Below are 20,578 nucleotides of genomic sequence, written 5' to 3' on the forward strand. Positions count from 1 at the left end.
GGTTTTTGTTTATGCTCTACTTTAATATGTGATATAGTTATGAAAGCTATTTCAAGGCTATATTTAGAAAAGAGACGTGATAAGAGTGACTGATTTTTTAAAATTAGGGATTCGTAAGGCAGTAAATCACTCCTTAAAATCCATGGGAATAACTTCCCCAACCCCCATACAGGAACAAACCGTTCCTACCGTTCTTGAGGGACATGATGTAATTGCACAGGCGCAAACAGGCACAGGTAAAACATTAGCTTTTGTTCTTCCTATTCTAGAAAAAGTGGATGTTAATAGCCCTGATACTCAAGCATTGATTTTAACACCAACCAGAGAGCTTGCGCACCAAATTACAAAAGAGATAAAGAAATTAAAGGAAAACATAGATGATTTAAACGTTCTTGCAGTATATGGTGGACAGGATGTTAATTCCCAGCTGAAAAAGCTTAAGGGAGCACAGCATATTATCGTGGCAACACCTGGTCGCTTGCTAGATCATGTGAGAAGAGGGACAATTGATCTTTCCACTATCTCCATGCTTGTCATTGATGAAGCAGATCAGATGCTATTAATGGGTTTTTTACCGGATATAGATACCATCACTGCAGAAACATTTTCTTCTCGTCAGACAATGTTGTTTTCTGCAACCATACCAAATGAGATCCATTCTTTAGCTCAAAAATATATGAAGCACCCTAAACACATTCAAATTGTGGAAAAGCAAGTGACTGTGGAGACTATCAACCATTATGCCGTGGAAACGACTGATCGCCGAAAAGAAGGCACTATGCTTCATCTTATAAAAGAACATAATCCCTATTTAGCCATTATCTTCTGCCGTACAAAGGCGAGGGTACAAAAACTGACTGAAATTTTAAAACACGAGGGCATAGAATGTGAAGCATTACACGGGGATATCCCACAATCCAAACGGAACAGAGCGATGAAATGGTTCCGGGAAGCTAAACTTCAATACCTGGTTGCAACAGATGTAGCTGCTCGCGGGCTTGATGTAGAAGGTGTTACACATGTCTATAATTATGACATTCCACAAGACTTAGAGACATACATCCATCGTACCGGCCGCACAGGGCGAGCGAGTGGAACAGGAGAAGCATACACGCTTTACGCTCCTAGAGATGTGGATTTCCTACAAATGATAGAAAAGGGATTAGATATGCCACTTGAGAAGCTCGTTTTTAAAGGCATTAGTATTCCTGACCGCGACGATTACGAGGAAGAGCGCAATATAAATATTGCAAAAGCTAGAAAAGAAAAAGCAAAGAAAAAAGATTTTACTAACAGGAATTTCAAGAGATAGAAAGGAAGATTTAACAATGAATATTAAAGGTCATGAAGCGGAAAAACTCAAAGATCCAACAGGAATCATCGAGGGAGATAGATATGAATTTTTTCTAGATCTGGAAATTGATGAAGAAGATGAATTATATTCCGAGCAAGGTGTTTATATAAAAGTGATCCTTGCGGTAGATGGTAATGGACATAGGATTGCTCAATATCAGTTCTACGAAGAAAATACCAACAAGGCGTTGGATTTCGAAATGGAAGAAGAAGAAGAGAAGGCAGTCCTTGCATACTGCGGGGAACATTTCAAGACAGTGTTATAACTAAAACCATTTGCATTTTTTCTCGTTCTCCTGTACTATAGGGAAACAAGCTACGATGTACGTAACCATAACAAAGTTTTAACCTTTATACTTAGCTAGGGAGTTTTATATAAAAGCAGGAATGTCATGCCTCCATGGATAGAGGACGACAGGAATGTTTTTGCGAACACCCACTTTCAGGAGTGGTGGTTTAAAACTTTCTTATACTAAGTTACGGCAGTTGTGGCTTGTTCCTTTAAAAACACACTAAAAAACGAGCTTCCATCTTTAGGTGGAGGCTCGTTTTATTTGCTGGCTACACCAATTGAGTAACACAGTATGTTAAGATAGGTAAGTTCTATATCGTGTATAGAATAACGAGTACTAGGAAAATACTTACAAGAGCACTAAGTAAAGTAACTGAAGGGAGATAGAAAAATGGAAAAGATAGAAGTTGGAGATATTTTTATTGTGACAGATGAGAATGATCAGGAACAAGAGCTTGAGGTTCTTGGAACGATGGACGTGGAAGGTGCTGTATACGTAGCAGTCGGTTTTGTAGAAGAGATTGCAAAAGACACGACTGGCGACGTCGATATTTTCTTCTTGAAAGTGGAAGAAGACGGAGAATTATCCGAAATTGAAACGGACGAAGAGTTTAATAAAGTTTCCGCAGCATTCGAAACGATGGTAGACAAAGAACAATAATACTATGAAGGTTGTCCTGTAAAAAAGGACAACCTCTTTTTTTGTTTAATGGCATGTATGAGAATAAGCTCCATACATTATATCAAAGAATGATTTTCACCTGGAAAGTTATTCTTTTATATCCAATTCCTACTTGACGGGGTTGTTTTAGTGGATTAAAGTATTTGAGTAAGAAAGAAGGGGGAGATAGTATGGACACTTTGTTTATTGTACTAAATATTATTTTATTACTTTTACTTTGCTTTGGGCTTTATACGATGCAAAAGAAAGGCATTTCTTTTTCTAAACGCGTTTTCTCTGCATTGGGGATAGGGATTCTTTTCGGTCTTGGACTTCAGTTTGTTTATGGATCAGGTTCAGAAGTTTTAACAGGTTCTATCGACTGGTTCAATATTGTAGGTTCTGGTTATGTAAAATTTCTGCAGATGATTGTAATGCCATTAGTATTCATCAGTATCATTGCAGCATTCACCAGACTTACATTAAAGAGTAACATTGGAAAGATCAGCGGGTTGATCATTGGTATCTTGATCGGTACGACAGCTGTAGCAGCGGCCGTTGGTATCGGTACCACACTTGTCTTTGATCTAGAAGCAATCCAAATTGAGCAAGGAGAAGCGGAAACAGCTAGAGGAGAACAGATGGAACAGCGAGCAGGGGACCTTGCATCTAAAACATTCCCGCAACAGATGCTGGATTTCATCCCTTCCAATGTATTCCTTGACTTTACAGGTGCTCGTTCGACATCGACAATAGCTGTGGTTATATTTGCCGCATTTATTGGGATAGCTTATTTAGGAGTTAGACGCAAAAACCCTGAACAGGCGGAATCCTTCGCAAAAATAGTGGATACCTTTTATACCATCATTATGAGAGTTGTGACCTTGATTCTTCGTTTAACTCCATATGGGGTACTGGCGTTGATGACCAAGGTTACCGCAACTAGTGATTATGGAGCCATTGCCAAGCTTGGACAGTTTGTAGCAGCCTCCTATGTGGCACTGGCAATTGTGTTCGGTATCCATTTAGTTCTTTTAGCTATTGCCGGCTTGAATCCATTAACTTATGTTCGTAAGGCGATTCCTGTTCTATCATTTGCCTTTACTTCACGTACTAGTGCTGGAGCTTTACCATTAAACATCAAGACACAGACGAAAGAATTCGGTGTGTCAGACGGTATTGCCAATTTCGCAGGTTCTTTTGGGTTATCTATCGGCCAAAACGGTTGTGCAGGTGTCTATCCGGCCATGCTGGCAGTGATGATTGCACCGACAGTCGGAATAAATCCGTTAGATTCATCGTTCCTGTTCATGTTGATTGTCATCGTAGCTATCAGCTCATTTGGGGTTGCGGGAGTAGGAGGCGGAGCAACTTTTGCTGCAATTCTGGTGCTCTCCGCAATGGACTTACCGATTGCACTGGCAGGATTATTGATATCGGTTGAACCTCTAATTGATATGGGACGTACGGCAGTGAATGTAAGTGGTAGTATGACCGCAGGTGTGCTGACGAGTAAGGTGACAAATGACCTTGATACTACTGTTTTTAACAGTAAAGCATCTACGGATATGGAGTTGGATGTATAATAAGTTTTTGTATGAGGAGAGAGAGCAGCAGCATAGTTGCTGCTCTTTTTTTTTGGTGTTTTAGTTACGAAAGCCGAAATGTCACAATGACCTGTGTAAAAGTCACAATAACCTTAGAGAAAGTTACAATAACTAAAGAAATAGTTACAATCAGCCTTAGAAAAGTTAAAATCCCTACTACTGAGGTTCGAAGTAAAAATAAATGCGTTTAAGCGTAAATTTCTGTTGCTTTTAAACATAATATAAATTACTCTATAAAGTAACAGGAGGTGAAAATAATGGAAAATGTAAGATTGAATGTTGCTTTATTGCGTAGAAAGGTACCAAACTTGACGAGTGCGGCTAAATCTGTGGGCTTAAGACCCGCAACCGTTTCAAATCTGTGCACAGGCAAAATTCCAGTTGGGAGAGCAGAGGTACGCACCATTATCGCACTAGCTGATTTAGCAGAGTGTAGCTTGGATGAGTTGATATTGAGAGGGGAGAAAGTCGATATGATTGAAACAAAAATTAAAGCTATTGATTTATTGGCTCCATTGACTAAAGGAGGTACTAACGGTCTTGTGGCAAGACCAGGCATGGGGCAACTTGTGGTTCTAGCAGAGTTGTATTACCGTCTTAAAAGAGAAGGGTACACTTCAATTTTGCTATCACCTAAAGGGGAGCATCCTGAGGTCGTGGACATTCTTGATCATGTCGATTTCGCTGTAAGCACAATAGAAGAAGCTTACCAAAAAATCATGGAACTTGGACCAAATAAAGAGATAATTTTCACTGCTGACCGAGGTCATGTAGCGAGCGGGAACATTCAAGACCTTCACAACAAACTAGAAAAGGTTGGAATGAATACAGTTACAACCTTCCTTCTTGATTTAAGTGGTCAAGTTGTGGATGAAGACCTTCCTTATGGACCTTTAGAAACGTTATGGCAATTTGATGCTGATCTTGCAGCAAGACATAAATATCCAGCTATTAATCCTTTACATTCTACTTCATCTGTTTTAGAAGGTGCCCACCTAGATCAACACCACTTATCCATACAACAACGCTCACAAAAACTTCTTAGACGGTACCGTGAGTTACGCTCACTTGTTCAAGTCAGAGGAATGGATCAACTCCCTGAATCTGATATACAAATTTATAAGAGAGGGGAAAGATTGGAGGCATATCTAACCCAACCTTTCTATGTTGCTGAACCCTTTTCTGGTAAACAAGGAGAAGATGTTGACCTCCCGACGATGCTTGAAGATATTAGAAAAATACTAGAAGGTTCCTATGATTCTGCAGAAGTGAATTCTTTATCATATATTGGTTCTATAAAATAACTTCTTTAGAGAATAGTAAAAAGAGCCGTCAAGATTGGGCTCTTTTTAGTTTACTCCCTGATACCGAAATCCTCCACTTCCAATAGATGTTCTGGTTTTTTCCCAATTGAATCCTGATGAAAATAATCCCTGATGACACCTTTTTTTAAATAATTGGTGATAGAAGCTAAAATCATTCCCTGGTCCAAAGAAAGATACGTATGGGCAATTTCCCCTGTTCCAAGATTGACTGTGTCATAATATCCATAATCTTCTCCATAGGCTCCCATATCTTGCAGCTTTTTAAGGTTGTCATAGACTTCTTCAGGAGCATGCTCTAATGCAAGAAAGCTCGCATGTGGTGTAACTGTCGCTTTATCTTCATAACCTTCAGTTCCTAATACAGGCGCTCCAAACTCTCCATAATTATTTCGGATGGCTGCAGGGGAAAAGCCCCAAGCCTCCAATTCATTTACTTCCGCATAGCGGATTTGACCTTTTACATGCTGTAGATTATTCAAGCCTAAAGCATCCACACCGAGTTCATTTTCCTTCATGACAAGGCTTGGCATCAGCGCTTCAAACATACTGCCTCCCCAGCTTGGTACAAACTTAATATTTTCATATTCGTACACACCTTGAAACACACTTACACCGTTATACTCCTTCATCTCACCCGAAGGAGTTTGAGATTGCCAATCAAACTCTGGCGGAAAAGTTCGGTACAACTTCCACCAATGTTCCTCAGGTACATCACCTTTACCAATAGCGAGGTAACTTGCCACTCGCGGCTCCGTATATAACATCCCATAATGATGAGAAGTAAGACTTTCTTGTTCCTTATCATATCCTCCATGTAGATGACCAACAGAAGGGTCATAAAGGGTGGAATAATCCATTTGCTCAACGAGGGGATCTGTTAAACCTTTCAGATCTTCAAAGTACTGTCCTGTAACAATTAACCCTGCAGTCAACCAACCATTATCAACACTAGAGATAAACTGTCCCCAATCTTTTTTTTGCTTGCCATCCTTCGTGTAGTACCAATTGTAATAAAGACCGTTCCAAGTATCCATTTCATTTAATGTGCGCAAGGTTTTTTCAAGCTTTTTCTCGGCTTCATTTTTTGGTATAAAGCCAAGTTCCACACCAGAAACCATTCCTAACATATACATGGCAATATTAGTAGGGGAGGTATGTTCGGCTTTCGTTTCATCCTGCTCAAAGTCAACCCGATCCATGGTAAGACCTGTTTCAAGATCGGTATAATCTTCAAAAAATCGAAACGTTTTTTCAGCAGTGTCTAGTAGTTCTTTTTCCATTTCATTTTTGGGTTGAACAACTGCATTTTCTGGAGTGCTTGTAAAATAGAGAATTGTACCAACACACACCATAGTTATCAAAAATAACCCAAGCAATTTTCTCAAATTGTAACAACTCCTTTAAAGTGATTTAGTGAAACGTTTCGAAAAAATAATTGAAAACGCCTTCATTTGTGTAAAATATACCCTTTAACCTAACGTTAATCAATACATTTTCACTAAAAATAATGAAATGACATTCACTTCTTTATGTTATCGTAATAAAAGCTTGTCACAATCCCACCATTTTTGATATAGTAATATGTTGTAACTTCTTATATAAAGAAACAATTATGTCAACTATGTAAATAGATAAATTTAATAAAGGTACTGGTGATAATAATGAGTCAAGACTATAGAGTATTATTGTATTATAAATATGTAGATATTGAGAATCCTGAAGAGGTCACACAAGAACACCTGGAATTCTGTAAAGAACTAGGGTTGAAGGGCCGTGTATTAATTGCAAAAGAAGGGATTAACGGTACAGTTTCAGGGACGATCGAGCAAACGGACGCTTATATTGAGCATATGAATGCACACCCTCTGTTCTCAGATATTATCTATAAAGTAGATGAAGTAACTGAACATGCATTCCCTAAAATGAAGGTCCGTTATCGTCCGGAGTTGGTGACATTACGCCTGGAAAATGACATTGACCCACGCAAAACTACCGGGAAGCATTTAAAACCAAAAGAATGGTTGGAAGCATTACAAAGCGATGATACAGTAGTAATTGATGCTCGTAATGATTATGAGTACGACCTTGGACATTTCCGCGGGGCAGTAAAACCTGACATCAATACGTTCAAAGAGCTTCCTCAATGGATTAAAGAAAACAAGAAGAATTTTGAAGGCAAAAAGATTTTAACGTATTGTACTGGCGGAGTACGTTGTGAAAAGTTTTCCGGCTGGTTACTTGAAGAAGGTTTTGAGGATGTTTCTCAGCTGGATGGAGGAATTGTCACTTACGGGAAAGACCCTGAAGTGCAAGGAGAACTATGGGATGGACAATGCTATGTGTTTGATGAACGTATCAGTGTTCCAATTAATCAAAAGGAACATGTAGTAGTCGGTAAGGATCATTTTACTGGTGAACCTTGCGAGCGCTATGTAAACTGTGCTAATCCTGAGTGTAACAAGAAGATCTTGAGCTCTGAGGAAAATGAACACCAATACTTGCGCAGTTGTTCCCACGAATGCCGTGTACACCCAAGAAATCGTTATATCACAGAACATGGATTAACAGAAGAAGAAGTAAGCAAAAGAATGGATGCAATCAAAGAAGAAGTTACAAACTAATATATAAGCAGTTAACCTGTTTCTCAAACGAGGAACAGGTTATTTTTATGGACAAAAAGAAATACTTATCTGAAAAGACTACGTTTTTCTTTTATCAATAGAGGTAAATAGTAAGTAATGAAAAGAAAGGAGACTACATACATGGAATACCGGATTGAAAAAGATACAATGGGCGAAATAAAAGTCCCAAAGAATAAGCTATGGGGAGCACAAACGCAAAGAAGCATTGAAAATTTTGCAATTGGTTCGGAGAGGATGCCAATAGAGATCATTCACGCATTTGCACTATTAAAAAAAGCAGCGGCAAAAAGTAATCATAAATTGAGGAAACTCTCTACCGAAAAAGCAGAGGCAATGACAGCCGCTGCTGATGAGATAATAATGGGTAAATGGGATGAGCATTTTCCACTTGTTGTGTGGCAAACAGGTAGTGGTACACAATCCAATATGAATGTAAACGAAGTGATTGCCAATAGGGCTAATCAACTGTTAACGGACAGCGGAGGAGAGGACCGGATCCATCCAAACGATGATGTAAACATGTCCCAAAGCTCCAATGACACGTTTCCGACTGCCTTACACATTGCTGGCGTGTTAGCAGTAGAGGAAAGACTTCTTCCAGCTCTAACAAGACTAAAAGAGACTTTGCTGCAAAAGTCGGACAAATTTAATGATGTCATTAAAATAGGTAGGACCCACTTACAAGATGCTACGCCACTTACACTAGGCCAAGAAATCAGCGGTTGGCATCATATGCTTGAAAAAGGGGAGAACATGATTATAGAAAGCCTACCCTATATGAAAGAACTGGCTATTGGTGGAACGGCAGTAGGTACAGGGATAAATGCACATCCGGAATTTGGGCAGATGGTAGCAGAAGAAATCACACAGCTGTCTGGGAAAAACTTCACTTCTGCAGCGAATAAGTTTCATGCATTAACCAGTCATGATCAAATTGTGTATGTACATGGAGCAATAAAAGCACTTGCTGCAGATTTAATGAAAATTGCCAATGACGTAAGGTGGCTTGCCAGTGGTCCAAGAAGCGGGATAGGTGAGATAACTATACCAGAAAATGAACCTGGAAGCTCTATTATGCCCGGCAAAGTCAACCCAACCCAAAGTGAGGCATTAACGATGGTGGCAACGCAAGTGATGGGGAATGATGTAACGATTGGTATTGCGGCGAGTCAGGGTAATTTTGAACTAAATGTGTTCAAACCCGTCATTATCTATAACTTCCTACAATCCGTTACACTTTTGACAGACAGCATGAACAGCTTTAACGACAAATGCGTCAGCGGGATGGAACCTAATTTAGAAAAAATAGCATTAAATCTGCAAAATTCTTTAATGTTAGTCACGTCCCTAAATCCTCACATAGGGTATGAAAAAGCAGCCTCCATTGCTAAGCTTGCACACAAAGAGGGGACAACGTTAAAAGAAGCCGCACTAAAACTGGAACTGCTAACAGAAGAAGAATTTGATGCCTTTGTTGATCCGAGTAAAATGGTAAGTCCACAGTAAACAAGATGGCCAGGTGGGAATTCTACTTGATTTTCCACCTGGCCATCTTGTTCTATTTCTCCATCATCTCAGTTTCATTGACTTTATCTATTTTGTCCACAAACATCTGAAACACTTTTCTTTTTTCATCTAACTCTTTTATGTATTGTTTAAGTTCATTAAATTTCTCTTCAAATGGTTTGTGATACGATTCTTTGATGTTGTCGATGATTTCATCGTTTATGGTGGATTGGATCACTTGTTTCGTAATACTGAACTTTATAGAATATAACTGAAGATCCGACTTCACTTTTTCATATTCATCATCAATTTCTTTCTTCTGCTTTAACATTTCTTCTTTCCATTCTAATAAAGAATCCTTTACATATGTTTGCATAGTTACCTCCCATGAACATACTGATACTAAGGTTATGTATTGTATCTATAATATTAAGGAAAATAGGATAATTTGTGGGGGTAATTTTCTTTACAGGTTCGTTACAGAAGAGACTAAGAAAAAACAGGTACCCACAAATAAGGCACCTGTTTTTATTCTTTTTTACCAATAATTCCGTAAAAAAAGATATTCGTAATGTCTTCTGTTAACGGAAGCACTTTTTGATAAACTTCTTCTCTTTGCATATAATCTTTCAGCATCTGTACATAGAAAAGAATGGCTTCTTGCGAAAGATTTGGGTCGACATAGCCTTGTTCCTTTCCTTCCTCAAACAGTTTTGCAAAATAGGGAAGTGCTTTTTCTACATAAATTTTCTCAATGATATTACCTTCTGTTGTATATTCTTTCATCATGAAATGATAAAATTCTTCATGAATCTGTTTTGAGATTTCTTTTTTATTGAAAATAATTTGTTTGATTTTCTCTGGGAACGGTTTATCACTATGAATGAGCTTTTCGAAGTCGTCAGAAGTTTTATTTATGTAGTATCCAAACACATCACTAGTTAATTTATGTTTACTTTCAAAATAATTATAGATCGTCACTTGAGAAACATTGGCCTTTTGTGCTATTTCCGCTACGGACACTTTTTGAATGCCAAATTCCATAAAAAGTACTAAAGCAGCTTCTAAAATATCCAGCTTTTTTTGTTCTCTCCTTCGTTGAAAACCGTCCATTCTCCTTCACCTCTCTTATATTTTAATCAAATTTATGTAATAAAACAAATAAAATAGTTCATAAACTCTTGTCAAAGGATATTTTTATATATATTATGAACTATATAAGTTAAAATATTTCATATTTTTCTTTTCTGTATGTTTATCATGTAGATTAAGGGAGGGTCTTTCATGACCATTTTAGAGACGAATAATTTAAAGAAGACATTTGGTACTTTCACTGCTTTAGACGGGGTAGATATGAGTGTCAATAGTGGAGAGGTATACGGATTCATCGGACCTAACGGAGCGGGGAAATCCACCACCATACGTATATTATTGGGCATATTGAAAGCAACACATGGGGAAGCGAAGATATTCGGCCTAGATGCTTGGAAGGATGCTGTAGAAATCCACAAACGCATTGCCTATGTACCTGGTGATGTGACATTATGGCCAAACCTAACAGGAGGAGAGGTCATTGATTTATTCATGAAACTTCGTGGAGGGAGCAACACTGGAAAGAGAGAAGAGCTGATTGAAAGATTTAAACTGGATCCTTCAAAAAAATGCAGAACTTATTCTAAAGGAAATCGGCAAAAAGTAGCGTTAGTTGCGGCATTTGCATCAAATGCAGATTTATATATATTAGATGAACCTACTTCAGGACTTGATCCATTAATGGAGATGATTTTCCAGGAATGCGTATTGGAGGCTAAACTTGCGGGAAAGAGCGTGCTTCTCTCAAGCCATATACTTTCTGAGGTTGAAAAGCTATGTGACCGTGTTGGAATCATCCGACAAGGGAAGATTATAGAAACAGGAACCTTACAAGAATTGAGACATCTCACAAGAACAAATCTACTAGTTGAAACAAAACAGCCTTTAGTCGATATCAGTTTATTGAAGGGTGTACATGAAGTAAAACAACAAGATGCTGCGGTTTCTTTTCAAGTTGACGCAGAGGAACTGGCTAATGTCATGAAGCATGTGAGCGAGTTCGGCCTAATTAAATTAGAAAGTTCTCCTCCTACATTAGAGGATTTGTTTATGCGACATTATGATAGTGGCAATACCTCCAATGCAGGAGCGGGAGGGGAAGCCTAATGTGGAAGCAACGTTTTACTAATACTGGTAGACTCATTCTCTTCACTTTGAAACGGGATAAGATTCGTATCCCAATTTGGTTGCTGTCCATTACTATTATGACAATATTAACGGCCACGTCTTTTTCTGGTCTGTATGCGAATGACCAGGAAAGACAAGCAATCGCTGAAACAATGAAGAATCCAGCCATGACGGCAATGGTCGGTAAGGGATATGGGTTGGAAAACTATACTGAGGGGCCCATGATGGCGCACCAAATGCTACTATTTACAGCAATAGTGGTGGCAATCATGAGTATTATGTTGGTTACGCGTCATACAAGAAATGATGAAGAGGAGGGACGCGTCGAGTTAATCCGCTCCTTGCCTGTAGGTCGTTTAGCTACTGTTACTTCTACACTGGTCGTTGTGATAGCTACCAATGTATGTTTAAGTCTCTTCGTTGCTTTTAGCTTATTCTCTCTAGGAATTGACAGCATTGATCTAAACGGCTCCCTTTTATACGGTGCAGCATTAGGTGCTACGGGGATATTTTTCACAAGCATTACGCTTCTATTTGCACAACTTTCTTCAAACTCGCGTGGTACCATTGGGTTGTCATTTACAGTGCTTGCAGTCTCTTATTTAATTCGTGCGGTAGGTGATGTAAGTAATGAAGGCTTGTCTTGGGTTTCACCGCTCGGATGGATATTGGGAACAGAGGTTTATGTGAACAACTATTGGTGGCCAATTTTCCTTACATTAGGCAGCTCTATAACTATTGCCGTGACTGGGCTTTATTTACATGCATCGCGTGATCTTGGGTCTGGTTTCATCCCGACAAAGCCAGGTAAACGATATGCGTCTCGTTTCTTAAAAAGTCCTTTCGGATTGGCCTTCAGGCTTCAACGTACAGGGATTATCGCTTGGGCGATTGGAATGTTTATCTTAGGAGCGTCGTATGGTTCTGTGCTTGGGGACCTAGAAACGTTCTTTTCTAGCAATGATATGTTAACTCAAATGTTACCACCTGTAGAAGGATACACGTTAACCGAACAATTTATGACCATGCTAATGGCTATTATTTCTATGCTTTGTACGATTCCTCCCATCATGTTTTTGTTGAAACTAAAAGGGGAGGAGAAGAGAGGGCACTTGGAGCCAATACTTGCGAGAAGCGTGTCACGATCAAAGTTACTGGGAAGTTATATGTTGTTGTCTCTCATTTTCGGCTTTATTATGCTAACTTTGGCCATTTTAGGCTTATGGGTGGCAGCAGATTCTGTAATGGATGATCCAATCTCTTTGCAGTCAATTTTAAAAGCAGGCTTAGTCTATTTGCCCGCTTTGTGGATCTTGACCGGAATTGGAGTTGCTACCATTGGATTAAAACCTAAACTGACAGGACTCACTTGGCTTGTACTTGGCTATTCGTTTTTTGTTGTTTATCTTGGCGGCATGCTCAAGCTTCCTGAATGGATGGCAAATTTATCTCCATACGGACATATTCCACAGATTCCGGTGGAAGAGATCAATTATCTAACGCTTGCGATTCTTATTATTATTTCCATTGGTTTATCGTTAGTAGGTTATATAGGATTTCAATACCGTGATATCGAAGGATGATTTCAAAAGCCCCCTCGTTTATATTACGAGGGGGTTTACTTGTATAAAACACCTTTTCATCGAGCAATCTACAAAAGAAAAGGAGTGAAAAATGTGAAGCATTTAATGCCGATTTTAATCAAGTTCATCGCCAGTTTTTTAATCTTATCCTTTTTCTTGAATCAGTTTGCTGAAATCTCTTTCCTTGATATCCTTTTGACAACCGTTCTCCTTATCACTTTTTCGTACTTTGTAGTGGATGACATGGTATTGCCGCGAACCAACTATACATTTGCTGCAGGATTTGACTTTGTATTTAACTTTGCCACTATCGCTTTCATGGTATATATTTTGACCAATTTAAGTGGCGGGTTCTTGTTACCATCTGTAATTGCAGCATTTACAATCACAGTTTTTGAAGTGTTCTTTCATCTGTACCTTGTTAAAAGTGTTTTCCCTGATCACCCGAGAAAGAAATCGAAGAGGGAAGCTTCACCAATGGAACTACAAACAGAGTTCTCAGAAGAGTTAAGTGTTCATGAAAAGAAGAAGACAGAAGACTAAACCCAATAATTTTGTTGGGTTTTTTTGTTTGTTACACATAAGGAATATGAAAAACCCTCTATCCATAAACTATTAGGTCTTTTATCCTCAATTGTACAATATCCATTGACAGTGAGAATGATTTTCAATTATTATTCAATTGTTAATGAAAATCATTCTCACTCAAAAAGCAGGAGGAATACCATTGTCTATACTATGTAATAAAGCTCTTGAAAAAGATCTACCTAAACGATATCTGCCATTTTCAGAAAAAAGAATTCTAGCTAAATTAGTTCAAGCAGTAATTCGAGAAAATGTGATAGAAACAGACTGGACGCCAGATAAAGAAAAAGCAGGTGGTGTTTATAAACTGCACACTTTAAACGCTAAAGGTTTCATCACCATACCCGTTAAGCAAAAATATTTACTAGGACAACTAGAAATAAAAGATAAGATTTTACACGCTTTAAATGGTATGGAAAAGGAAATTAAGACTTCTGTTGAGTTCCTCCAAGCTATGTTTGGTCCGCTGGATTTAGCACCGCACGGAATAAAGAAGTTACATGATGAGTTACAAAACAGTATTAGAAACGATGCTTTAGCAATGGAAGCCCTAGAAAAATTTATCGAATTTAAAAACGATAAAAATAACATCTTGGACATGTTATTAGAGAAGAAAAAGCTGGATCCATCCTTCAGTCCACTTACATATTTGGAACAGTCGGTAATAGAGGGGCACACACTTCACCCTTGTTCAAAAACAAGGCTAGGTCTATCCATAGATGAAACCAGACGCTTTGCTCCAGAATGGCGGTCAGAAGTCGATCTTGTCGTGTTAGCGATTCACAAGGATGTTGCTCGTATTACATGTATGGAAAAGCAATCCATCACGGAAATCCTTCTATCGGATTATCCTGAATTACATAAAGAATATTGTCATTTAACTTCATATGAACTGCTGCCCGTGCATCCTTGGCAATACGAACATACAATAAGAAAACATTACCAAAAAGAATTAATTGAAAATAGAATCATTCCTTTACATACCTCGATACGGGTGAGACCCTTAATGTCATTTCGCTCAATGGCTCCAACAAAGGGGAGTACATTACATCATATCAAAACTGCAGTTAATATCCAGATGACTAGTGCTAAACGAACAGTTTCCCCAGCTTCTGTTCATAATGGCCCTGTTTTATCCAAGCTTTTAAAAGATATAGAGCAGAAGGACCCATTTATTAAAGGAAAGGCTGTGTTTTTATCGGAGATTGCAGGATGTCATTTTAAAGTTATACACCCATCTTCAGAACTTGACTTAGAAAAGAATTTATCCTGCATAATCAGGGAAAATCCAGAAGCCGCCTTGGCTCCAGACAAGCTCGCAATTCCAGCAGCTGCTTTGTTGAATAAACTCCCCTTTTCAAAAGGGATCCTGATTAAAGAACTAGTAGAAAGTTACGCCATTTCTCATCGTCTATCACCAAAAATAGCAGCAATGAATTTCGTAGAAGAATACGGAAAGGTCCTTATACCCGTACTCATTCATTTAATAGTGAAATACGGCATTAGTATGGAAGCCCACCTTCAGAATGCAATAATAATATTTCGAAAGGGACAACCTGTTGAGTTGATGATTCGTGATAATGGGGGTATTAGAATCCATCAACAGGATGCAAGTAGTTGGTTGGACCTTAATCAAATAGATCAATCTACCAACATACTCACAGATCAATATCTAGACCTATATAAAATGTTCTCACATGCCGTTATTCATAACCACCTTGGCGAGTTAATTGTAATACTTGCTAAAGAGTTTAGCGTTGGTGAGATATATCTGTGGAGAATGGTAAAGCAAGTCATTAAACATACGTTTCAGGAACTATATTCAAACCTTAGCACAAAGGAGCAAGCAATGGGGTTGGAAGCATACATTTTCTCCTCACATACCCATTTAAAAGCATTAATTAGTATGAGGCTATCGGATACATATACAGAGAATATGTACGTAGAGGCACCAAATCCATTAATAGTAGAGAGGGAGGACAAGTACGATGAAGCTTAAATCTACCGTTGTTAAGAATGCTGAGTGTGTAAAAGTGTGGCTTGAAGAAGAAAAGCAGTATTATAAAAAGCTGCGTAATATGTCTTCTACACTTGCTGAAAGGTTTCCAGTTTTCATAAAAACTGGCCATCAACATATTCTTCATAAGTTGGCTGCCTCTCTTTTTCGAGAGGATGTTGTAAACTTGTATTCTCAATCTGTTGAATTAAAAAGAATCGGCTCTGTACTTGTCACCACTTTATTAAAAGTAGAAGAGCATTGGGAGCCCTACCTTAATCAGATACAAAGATTGGACTTAAAAGAGCATCTGATTTATCGTATTAAATGGTTTGAAGATTATATTTTGGTTTTCCCGATAAGAAAAGAATTTTCTTTTAGGCGGATAACGCTCGAAGGAGACATTTATAAAATAACATCTAATTCTATAACTGTCGTCGAAACTGCAAGCGAATTGCTAAGACTGATGCAACTTGAGGATAGTACGGAGTATTGTAATGAATTGGATAATAGTACTTCAAATTGTGTACTGGCTCACACTTACCACGATAGGTGGACGAATCAAATGAAAGAGGAAGCAAGTGCGCTTAGAACACCATCCCTTTCTAACTTTATCAAGAGAAAGAAGGAAACGGACCCTGAGTGGAACACTTTATTATTTTTTGAGCAGCTTGCAGTAGAAGGTCACCATTTACATCCAGGCACTAAAACAAAAACTGGCATGAGTATGGAAGATGTAATGCGATATTCTCCAGAATACCATGGACAATTTTCTATCCATTTCCTTGCTGTACGTAGAGATTATTTACTTCAAGTAGAAATGAAACCAAATCAACTTGAAAGGATACTTGAAAAACAATTCGAGGAAGGTAAAAAACTGCTAAGTGCTCAAGGTCATAACCCGTCCAACTATTACATTTTACCCGTACACGAGTGGCAACTAAATCATACTCTATATACATTATATTCTAATGAAATAAGACAGAACATCATTATCCCGTTACCTTCTATTAAAATATCAGCTCGAGCAACGTCTTCTTTTAGAACCGTCATGCCTACTAAAGCAACAAATACATTTTTGAAATTAGCGATTAATAGTCAGATGACATCAACGGTTCGGTCCATATCAACGAACACAGCACTAAACACTGTGCATTTCAGTAATATGGTAAAAGAGGTACTAGACAAAGAGCTTAGTTTAAGGGATTTTATCCCTCTCAATGAAACAAGTGGATTTGCATTTAAATCTGAAAACAAGGATAAATCTAGAAATTTGACAGTAATTGTACGTGAAAACAAGGAAATGGAGTTAGAGAACGGGGAAATACCGGTAGTAGGGAGTAGTTTATACAATAAATCACCATTGACCAATAAAACAATCTTGGATGATATTTTAGAGGAGTACCTATCATATTATCATTATCCCAGAAGGGAAGGGACTATTCAATTTTTCCAAGAATACCTCAGCATAACTATTCCAGGATTCCTCACATTTTTAACAAAATACGGTATAGCTTTAGAAGGTCATTTACAAAATAGTATACCTGTCTTTCGGAATGGGAAGCCGGTAAGATTTTATTTTAGGGACTGGGGTGGAGCAAGAATATATAGGCCAAGACTGCAATCACAGGGTATTTTTCCTGATTTTTATAGTGGTAGTCTAATTGAAACGGATGCAATTTATGACATTCATACGAAAGCACATTATACCATTATACAAAGCCATATTGGGGAAATAATTCGCTTGCTAGTAGAAAGTTCTGGAGTAGAGGAGAGTGAATTTTGGCAGGCAGTCGATAACAAGATAGAGGCAGTGTTCCAATGCTTAGAGTCATCTACAGAAGTGAACGTGAAGGAAGACCGAACATATTTCTACCAGGATAAAATAAGTCACAAGGCTTTAACAAAGATGCGATTGAATCCATCTGATGGGTATATGTTTAGCGATATTGATAATCCACTGAGTGCGAGCAGGAAAAAATGAATAGTGTTCCCTCACATGCAATTGGTGGCAGCATTGCCTTAAAGTCAAAGCAATATCGAAGGTTTCTCTACGGTAGTTTTATTGTGAGGACTTCTGATTGGATGGACCTCACTGTATTAAACTGGGTTGTATTTCAATGGACTCATTCAGCTCTCGCACTTGGTATTGCCAATGCTTGTCGATTGATTCCAGTATTTCTCTTCTCATTAACCGGTGGATATATAGCGGACCGATTTGATAGAAGACATTCTCTCCTGTGGCTTTATTCTGGAATCTTTGTACTGACTATAATGCTAGGAATTGTACTAAGCAATCATGCCACTTTAGTAATGTTTATGGTGCTAGTCTTTATAAGATCCATCATTATGAGTATAGAAGTACCTGTTCGTAATGCATATTTATCAGATATTGTGCCAAATGAAATGCTAGGAAGTGCTATTACTCTACAAACTACTTGCATTCACTTAGCAAGAATGATAGGACCTGCAATGGCTGGTGTATTGCTTAGTCATTTCTCTGCTTCAAGTATCATAATGCTGCTATCATTAGGGACCATAGGGGTGCTAAGCATGATAATCACCCCCAATTCCTACAAGAGAGATAAGAAATTGAAGCGGGAAACTAAGAAATCAACGTGGAAAGAAACCTTTTTTTATATAAAAAGAGACCCGGTTATTAAGTCCATTTTACTTATAAGCATTGCTCCCATGATATTTGGTTTCCCTTACACAACAATGATGCCTGTTTTTGCTGAACAATTATTTCAAGCAGGCCCAGAAGGATTTGGCCTTCTGCTCTCTGTGTCTTCCATCGGTGCAATTCTTTCAACGATACTACTGTCATGGAAGCAGCCAACACAAAAAGGGAAATGGCTTATCTTATCTTCCATAGGCTTTGGATTAGCTTTTCTTTTATTTATTGTATTTAGTAAATCCGTCCTCCTATCCTTCTTATTTATGTTTATAGTTGGAGCAATAAGTCAGTACTACAGGACACTTAGTAGAATGATAGTACAGTTAAAAGTAGAGGAAGCGTACCGTGGAAGAGTACTAAGTATTGCCCTCATGGATAGAGGATACATCCCACTTGGAGCAATTTTAATAGGGTTTATTGCCAATTTAATAGGCATTATATTTGCTGGTCTAATGATGGGAGCGGGTATCATTGTTATTACATTAATTTTAGTACTGATAAATCAACGACTTTGGAAGGAATGAGATTGTTGGAAATAGATCAAATAAAGAGTTTGGTGGACAAGCTTGTTATAAGCGAAGAGCCAGCAAGTGCTTACATCTATAACTTAAAAAGCTTACGAAACCATGTACAAACGATAAAAGAGTCCCTGCCAACTTATTGTTCTTTATACTATGCAGTCAAAGCAAACCCTGATCAAAAAATTCTCAACACCCTGGCAACATTGATAGATGGATTTGATACGGCATCTGAGGGAGAAGTTAGGAAAGTAAAAAACTTAGGAAAACCAGTTGTACTGGGAGCACCAGCAAAAAAAGATAAGGAGATCTCTCTGTTAGTAGATGGTACGATCTTATACATGAATATTGAGAGTGAAAGAGATCTACACCGAATAAATCGTTTAGCTGAAAAAGCTAAAAAGGTGGTACAGGTATTCATTAGAGTGAATGTCCAACATAACGTCAAGGAGAGTTCACATAAAATGGCAGGAGTTGCAACTCAATTCGGAATAGAGGAGAGCAATATACCTTATCTTTTAAAGAACTTAGTACAGTTTCCCTACATAGAAGTAAAAGGATTTCATTTTCACGCTATGAGTAATAATTTAAACGCTAAAGAGCATGTGGATTTTATTAAAACATGTTTAAGAAGAACTTTGGAGTGGAAGCAATCCTATGCTTTAAATGTGGAAATTGTGAATGCCGGTGGAGGAATTGGGATAAATTACGAGAATCCAGCAGCTCAGTTCGATTGGAATTATTTCAGTGAGGAGCTTCGAGAACTAGCACCCCTTTTTGCAGAACATAAGTTAAAGATGTTCTTGGAACTTGGACGCTATCTGACCGGTAGAATGGGATATTACGTGTCAGAAGTTGTTGATTTAAAGCAGAATTATGGGGAATGGTTTGCTATAATAAGAGGAGGAAGTCACCACCTCAGACTTCCGGCAGCATGGAAAATAAGTCATCCCTTCACAATCTACTCCATAAAGAAATGGCGCGATTCACCATTGCCACGACCACAGATAAGGGGAGAAGATGTGACAATAGCTGGTGAGCTTTGTACTCCAAATGACATATTAGTAAGAAAACAACCTGTTAAGTCGCTAAAGGTGGGCGATTTAGTTATATTCAGCATGGCTGGTGCCTATGCTTGGACAATATCACATCACGACTTTCTTTCACATCCACACCCTCAATTCTATTATATAGAGTAAGAAAGAAAAAAGTAAAATGAAAAACCCTCTTTCCATGAAGAAAGGGGGTTAATTTACTAACTCATTATTTGGCGAGGTCTTTTCTATATGATGTTCACCCCATGCGCAAAGCATGTCCAATGCTGGCTTCAAAGACCAGCCGTACTCGGTTAATTCATACTCCACTTTAGGAGGTACCTGATTATAAATAATGCGATTTACAACCCCATCAGACTCCAGTTCTCTTAGTTGTTGTGTGAGCATCTTTTGCGTAATAGTAGGCATTAGCCTTTTAAGTTCACTTGTTCGTCTTTTACTTTTAATAAGGTGACACAAGATGACTACTTTCCACTTACCACCGATAACTTCCAATGCAGCTTCCACAGGAATGTTGTATTTCTTCATAAAATATCCCTTCTTTGTCTGGTATTTATT

The 20,578-nt window shown here is 38.2% G+C and carries 18 protein-coding genes and 1 other RNA gene; 15 read left to right on the top strand and 4 right to left on the bottom strand.

Annotated elements, in window-relative coordinates:
* Positions 1-85 precede the first annotated feature (85 nt).
* The 6 genes from HC179_RS19065 (at position 86) to HC179_RS19090 (ending at position 5,217) form a co-directional block, all read left to right on the top strand.
* The gene (locus tag HC179_RS19065) at positions 86-1,312 is read left to right on the top strand and encodes a DEAD/DEAH box helicase (protein ID WP_346775164.1); all 1,227 of its coding nucleotides are present in this window, start codon (positions 86-88) and stop codon (positions 1,310-1,312) included.
* A 16-nt stretch (positions 1,313-1,328) separates the two neighbouring features.
* A complete protein-coding gene (locus HC179_RS19070) occupies positions 1,329-1,619 on the top strand; it encodes a DUF6509 family protein (protein WP_168865785.1) in 291 nt (96 codons plus the stop codon).
* A 44-nt stretch (positions 1,620-1,663) separates the two neighbouring features.
* Positions 1,664-1,852, top strand: a non-coding RNA gene (gene ssrS / locus HC179_RS19075) — 6S RNA.
* Positions 1,853-2,036: 184 nt separating this feature from the next.
* A complete protein-coding gene (locus HC179_RS19080; RefSeq protein WP_168865786.1) occupies positions 2,037-2,306 on the top strand; it encodes a DUF1292 domain-containing protein in 270 nt (89 codons plus the stop codon).
* Positions 2,307-2,497: 191 nt separating this feature from the next.
* A complete protein-coding gene (locus HC179_RS19085) occupies positions 2,498-3,892 on the top strand; it encodes an L-cystine transporter (protein ID WP_168865787.1) in 1,395 nt (464 codons plus the stop codon).
* Positions 3,893-4,170: 278 nt separating this feature from the next.
* Entirely contained in the window at positions 4,171-5,217 is a 1,047-nt protein-coding gene (locus tag HC179_RS19090) for an ATP synthase beta subunit C-terminal domain-containing protein (protein WP_168865788.1), read from the top strand.
* A 50-nt stretch (positions 5,218-5,267) separates the two neighbouring features.
* Here HC179_RS19090 and HC179_RS19095 read toward each other — a convergent pair whose 3' ends face one another.
* Complete coding sequence (locus HC179_RS19095; RefSeq protein ID WP_168865789.1) at positions 5,268-6,623, bottom strand: glucoamylase family protein; 1,356 nt, start codon at positions 6,621-6,623, stop codon at positions 5,268-5,270.
* A 276-nt stretch (positions 6,624-6,899) separates the two neighbouring features.
* On the opposite strand from HC179_RS19095, the gene trhO reads away from it, so the two are divergent.
* Positions 6,900-7,859: an oxygen-dependent tRNA uridine(34) hydroxylase TrhO gene (gene trhO, locus HC179_RS19100; RefSeq protein ID WP_168865790.1), complete on the top strand. Its 960-nt coding sequence runs from the start codon at positions 6,900-6,902 to the stop codon at positions 7,857-7,859.
* A gap of 141 nt (positions 7,860-8,000) precedes the next feature.
* Positions 8,001-9,386, top strand: a complete 1,386-nt coding sequence (gene fumC, locus HC179_RS19105; protein WP_168865791.1) for a class II fumarate hydratase — start codon at positions 8,001-8,003, stop codon at positions 9,384-9,386.
* A gap of 52 nt (positions 9,387-9,438) precedes the next feature.
* On the opposite strand, the gene HC179_RS19110 is transcribed toward fumC, so the two are convergent.
* Together HC179_RS19110 and HC179_RS19115 are read right to left on the bottom strand one after the other, a co-directional pair.
* Positions 9,439-9,762 (bottom strand): hypothetical protein, encoded by a 324-nt coding sequence (locus tag HC179_RS19110; RefSeq protein WP_168865792.1) that lies wholly within the window; start codon positions 9,760-9,762, stop codon positions 9,439-9,441.
* Positions 9,763-9,914: 152 nt separating this feature from the next.
* Positions 9,915-10,499 carry a TetR/AcrR family transcriptional regulator gene (locus HC179_RS19115; protein WP_168865793.1) on the bottom strand — a complete coding sequence of 195 codons (585 nt, stop codon included), beginning with the start codon at positions 10,497-10,499 and terminating at the stop codon, positions 9,915-9,917.
* Between the two features lie 171 nt (positions 10,500-10,670).
* Between HC179_RS19115 and HC179_RS19120 the strand changes: the two genes are divergently transcribed.
* The 7 genes from HC179_RS19120 (at position 10,671) to HC179_RS19150 (ending at position 20,164) form a co-directional block, all read left to right on the top strand.
* Complete coding sequence (locus HC179_RS19120) at positions 10,671-11,585, top strand: ABC transporter ATP-binding protein (protein ID WP_168865794.1); 915 nt, start codon at positions 10,671-10,673, stop codon at positions 11,583-11,585.
* On the top strand, positions 11,585-13,189 hold the full coding sequence (locus HC179_RS19125; protein ID WP_168865795.1) for an ABC transporter permease: 1,605 nt from the start codon (positions 11,585-11,587) through the stop codon (positions 13,187-13,189). Before HC179_RS19120 ends, HC179_RS19125 begins: the two co-directional genes overlap by 1 nt.
* Positions 13,190-13,282: 93 nt before the next feature.
* A complete protein-coding gene (locus tag HC179_RS19130) occupies positions 13,283-13,732 on the top strand; it encodes a DUF2512 family protein (RefSeq protein WP_168865796.1) in 450 nt (149 codons plus the stop codon).
* A 184-nt stretch (positions 13,733-13,916) separates the two neighbouring features.
* On the top strand, positions 13,917-15,773 hold the full coding sequence (locus HC179_RS19135; protein ID WP_168865797.1) for an IucA/IucC family protein: 1,857 nt from the start codon (positions 13,917-13,919) through the stop codon (positions 15,771-15,773).
* Positions 15,763-17,754 carry an IucA/IucC family protein gene (locus HC179_RS19140; protein ID WP_168865798.1) on the top strand — a complete coding sequence of 664 codons (1,992 nt, stop codon included), beginning with the start codon at positions 15,763-15,765 and terminating at the stop codon, positions 17,752-17,754. Before HC179_RS19135 ends, HC179_RS19140 begins: the two co-directional genes overlap by 11 nt.
* The gene (locus HC179_RS19145; RefSeq protein WP_168865799.1) at positions 17,751-18,971 is read left to right on the top strand and encodes an MFS transporter; all 1,221 of its coding nucleotides are present in this window, start codon (positions 17,751-17,753) and stop codon (positions 18,969-18,971) included. The genes HC179_RS19140 and HC179_RS19145 overlap by 4 nt, the downstream gene beginning before the upstream one ends.
* A gap of 2 nt (positions 18,972-18,973) precedes the next feature.
* Complete coding sequence (locus tag HC179_RS19150; protein WP_240948589.1) at positions 18,974-20,164, top strand: type III PLP-dependent enzyme; 1,191 nt, start codon at positions 18,974-18,976, stop codon at positions 20,162-20,164.
* A gap of 48 nt (positions 20,165-20,212) precedes the next feature.
* Here HC179_RS19150 and HC179_RS19155 read toward each other — a convergent pair whose 3' ends face one another.
* Complete coding sequence (locus tag HC179_RS19155; RefSeq protein WP_168865801.1) at positions 20,213-20,548, bottom strand: winged helix-turn-helix transcriptional regulator; 336 nt, start codon at positions 20,546-20,548, stop codon at positions 20,213-20,215.
* Positions 20,549-20,578 lie beyond the last annotated feature (30 nt).

The sequence above is a fragment of the Bacillus sp. RO1 genome, from assembly GCF_012524115.1.
Classification (GTDB): Bacteria; Bacillota; Bacilli; order Bacillales; family Bacillaceae_I; genus Sutcliffiella_A.

What these genes read in the sequence shown, in the direction of transcription:
- HC179_RS19090 (WP_168865788.1), top strand. Translation starts at nt 4,171, where the DNA reads ATGGAAAATGTAAGATTGAATGTTGCTTTATTGCGTAGAAAGGTACCA.
- HC179_RS19155 (WP_168865801.1), bottom strand. Translation starts at nt 20,548, where the DNA reads ATGAAGAAATACAACATTCCTGTGGAAGCTGCATTGGAAGTTATCGGT.
- trhO (WP_168865790.1), top strand. Translation starts at nt 6,900, where the DNA reads ATGAGTCAAGACTATAGAGTATTATTGTATTATAAATATGTAGATATT.
- HC179_RS19120 (WP_168865794.1), top strand. Translation starts at nt 10,671, where the DNA reads ATGACCATTTTAGAGACGAATAATTTAAAGAAGACATTTGGTACTTTC.
- HC179_RS19070 (WP_168865785.1), top strand. Translation starts at nt 1,329, where the DNA reads ATGAATATTAAAGGTCATGAAGCGGAAAAACTCAAAGATCCAACAGGA.
- HC179_RS19080 (WP_168865786.1), top strand. Translation starts at nt 2,037, where the DNA reads ATGGAAAAGATAGAAGTTGGAGATATTTTTATTGTGACAGATGAGAAT.
- HC179_RS19110 (WP_168865792.1), bottom strand. Translation starts at nt 9,762, where the DNA reads ATGCAAACATATGTAAAGGATTCTTTATTAGAATGGAAAGAAGAAATG.
- HC179_RS19125 (WP_168865795.1), top strand. Translation starts at nt 11,585, where the DNA reads ATGTGGAAGCAACGTTTTACTAATACTGGTAGACTCATTCTCTTCACT.
- HC179_RS19085 (WP_168865787.1), top strand. Translation starts at nt 2,498, where the DNA reads ATGGACACTTTGTTTATTGTACTAAATATTATTTTATTACTTTTACTT.
- HC179_RS19115 (WP_168865793.1), bottom strand. Translation starts at nt 10,499, where the DNA reads ATGGACGGTTTTCAACGAAGGAGAGAACAAAAAAAGCTGGATATTTTA.
- HC179_RS19145 (WP_168865799.1), top strand. Translation starts at nt 17,751, where the DNA reads ATGAATAGTGTTCCCTCACATGCAATTGGTGGCAGCATTGCCTTAAAG.
- fumC (WP_168865791.1), top strand. Translation starts at nt 8,001, where the DNA reads ATGGAATACCGGATTGAAAAAGATACAATGGGCGAAATAAAAGTCCCA.
- HC179_RS19140 (WP_168865798.1), top strand. Translation starts at nt 15,763, where the DNA reads ATGAAGCTTAAATCTACCGTTGTTAAGAATGCTGAGTGTGTAAAAGTG.